The 3,091-nt window shown below is 64.0% G+C and carries 3 protein-coding genes; all 3 read right to left on the reverse strand.

Going from position 1 to position 3,091, the window contains the following annotated elements:
* A partial coding sequence (locus ACTS2Z_RS04575; RefSeq protein WP_442572047.1) for a hydrolase occupies positions 1 to 1,158 on the reverse strand: 1,158 nt, incomplete at its 3' end.
* Positions 1,159 to 1,191: 33 nt separating this feature from the next.
* Positions 1,192 to 2,484: a cystathionine gamma-synthase family protein gene (locus tag ACTS2Z_RS04580; protein WP_442572048.1), complete on the reverse strand. Its 1,293-nt coding sequence runs from the start codon at positions 2,482 to 2,484 to the stop codon at positions 1,192 to 1,194.
* 275 nt (positions 2,485 to 2,759) lie between these two features.
* Positions 2,760 to 3,091, reverse strand: a 332-nt coding sequence (locus ACTS2Z_RS04585; protein ID WP_442572049.1) for an OmpA family protein, incomplete at its 5' end; no start/stop codon positions are given.

The following is a 3,091-nucleotide window of genomic DNA, read 5'->3' on the forward strand; positions in this document are numbered from 1 at the left end:
GGAAATCTTCGCGCTCTCGCGGCTGGAGTGAATGTCCGCGCCGCCCACGCCCAGCGTGTCGACATTGGGACAGCCCGACGCCCACAGATTATTGCCCTCGCACACGCCGCCTGTTGCATTCCAGACAAGGTCGAGGCCGATGGCCCGGCCCGCCTCGCGCGTCCATTCGAACATCCGCAGGTTTGCGGGCGTCATGGGCTTGGGCGGGCGGGTAAACCCGCCATGCAGATCCGCCGCGATACCGTCACGGGTGTTGATGTCGCCGACAGCGCGCTGAAGGGCGTCAAGCACCCAGCGGGCATCCTCCTCGTCGCCAACACGCACATTGAAGCGGACGACCGCCATGTCCGGCACAACATTGGGAGCACCGCCACCATCAATGCGCGATACGTTCACGGTCACAGCCTCGCGTTGGCCGTTCAGCGCATCAATGGCCTTTGCAAAGGCAGCGCCGGCAACGATCGCGTTGCGTCCAAGGTGATGCTCGCGCCCTGCATGGGCGGCGCGCCCCTTCACCCTTAGCGAGAAATTGCCCGAGCCTTTGCGCGCACCGGCCAGCGACCCATCCGCCAGCGCCGGCTCATAGGTCATCCCGACATGGGCCTTGGCACCCAGCTCGGCGAGGACGGGGCCGGAGCCGAGCGAACCGATTTCCTCGTCCGGGCTGACAAGCACGTCATAGCCGATCTGGCTGGCCCACGGGCTGCGCTCCAGCGCCAGAAGGCCATGAAGCATGACCAGCAAACCGCCCTTCATGTCTGCCACACCGGGGCCGTTCAGCGTATCCTCGTCCTGCTGCGTGCACGACTGGAAAGGGTGATCAACCGCAAACACGGTATCTGAGTGACCGGTCAGGACAATGCGCAACGGCGCATCGGGGCGCGCCGACACCTTCAGAGCGGGCGTGTACTCGACCGGCACGATCTCGCCCGCTGGCGTCACCGTTTCGGATGGTGGCAGCGAAACCGCCTCCATGCGCGCCTCAAGCCTCGAAAACGCCGTTTCAAGCTCGCCGCGCATGGCCTCCAGCCCGTCCGCATTGCGGCTGCCGGAATTGATCTCCGACCAGCGGCGCACATCCGCAATCATGCCGTCGCCCTGGGTGTCGACCCAGTCGAGTACGGCCTTCTCTTCGGCTGACAAAGTGATTGCGGACATGAAACGGGCCTGGTGGCTGGGTTCGCGTCAGACTCAGACGTGGGAGAGCGCCTGCTCGAAATCGGCAATCAGGTCATCAGGGTGTTCGATGCCGATCGAGACACGCACCATGCCCGGCGCAAATTTCAGACGCTCGCGCAAAGCCGGATCGACGCCCGAATGCGTCGTTGATCCCGGATGGCAGATCAGCGTCTCGGTGCCGCCGAGGCTGACCGCGAGTTTGATCACCTTCAGCGCGTTCAGCATACGGAAAGCGCCCTCCTGACCGTCCTTCACGTCGAAGGCGAAGGTGGAGCCGTAATACTCGCCGGACTGGCGATGATGGACGGTATGGTCACGCGAGCCCGGCTCCAGGAAGCCGAGATAGCGCACCTTCTCCACCTTGGGGTGGTCTTTCAGGAAAGCGGCAACCTTGGCCGCGCCATCAAAGGCTGCCTGCATGCGCAGGCTGACCGTTTCCAGCGAGCGGGCCAGCATCCAGCACGTATTGGGGTCCAGATTGGTGCCGATGGCCGAGCGCAGCTTGCGCACCGGCCCCATTACCGCGCTGGAGCCCATGGCGGCGCCGCCGATCAGGTCTGAATGGCCGCCAATATATTTGGTGAGCGAATAGACGACGAGGTCTGCGCCATGTTCGAGCGGCGACTGGCCGATCGGACCGAGGACGGTATTGTCCACCACGACGACCGGACGATGCCCCTGACGCTCACCAATCTCGTCAGCCAGCGTTTTCATCAGCGCCAGATCGACGATCTCGTTCGTCGGATTCGTCGGGGTCTCGGTGTAGATCATCGCGATCCGGCCCCGCTTCATGGCTGCATCCACGCTTGCGCGGATTTCAGCCTCGGGCGCGCCCGCGACGAAATCCTCCATCCCGATACCGTAATTGGGCATGATGTTACGGATCAGCGTCTCGGTGCCGCCATAGAGCGGGGTTGACTGCAGGACGACGTCACCGGTCCTGGCGAAGGCCAGCAGCACGGTCGAGATCGCGCCCATGCCCGATGAAAAGACACACGCCTCTTCTGCGCCGTCGAAAAGCGTCAGCCGGTCTTCGAGCACTTCGACATTGGGATTGTTGAAGCGCGAATACATCAGGCCGGGGGCCGCCGGATCGCCGTCAACGGCACGCCCGCCCATCACCCGGAAGAAGGCCGCCCCCTCTTCGGCGCTCGAAAATACGAAGGTCGAGGTCTGGAAGATGGGCGGCTTGATCGCGCCCTCAGAGAGCTTTGCATCGAAGCCATAGCTCATCATGAGGGTTTCCGGCCGCAAGGGACGATTGCCAAGGGCGCGTTTGCGATACGGGGTTTCCGGCTTGCTCATGGGATGGCCTTTTCAAAATCTCGGGGTGTCATGACAGGCCGGTTGCAGGCTCCGGCGAGACCGGCGCACCTGCGGCCCAGACCTGTCATGTCTCATGGGCCCTGTCTTGCGCTGCGGCGCGGGGCGGGTCAACCCGCGAGCCGGGATGCAAGCCAGCGCAGCAAGGAGAATACGCTGCGGCGCAGCGCGCCAGGGCATCGGTTCCGCCAAAGAAAAACGGCCCGGTGCGGGTGCACCGGGCCGTTCTCAAGGCAATTCAGATGCGGACGTAGCGACTAGCGCAGGTCCATCATCACTTCCGCACGGCGGTTGAGCGGCTCGCGCACACCGTCACGCGTTTGAACGGCCAGCTGGGTTTCGCCGAAGGCGTTCAGCGAAATCGCATCAGCCGGGACGCCCAGACGGACGATCTCGTCACGGACCGCGCGGGCGCGGCGCTCAGAGAGGCCCTGGTTGTAGACGTTCGAACCCGAGGTGTCCGTGTGGCCGGCGATCTGGACGCTGCCGACGCCGCAGTTGCGGGCGTTGTTCACAGCGTTGTTGATCACTTGACGGGCCTGATCGGTGAGGTTCGAGCGATCCCACTCGAAGTACACCACGAACTGCA

The sequence above is a fragment of the Glycocaulis sp. genome, assembly GCF_052168375.1.
Taxonomy (GTDB): domain Bacteria; phylum Pseudomonadota; class Alphaproteobacteria; order Caulobacterales; family Maricaulaceae; genus Glycocaulis.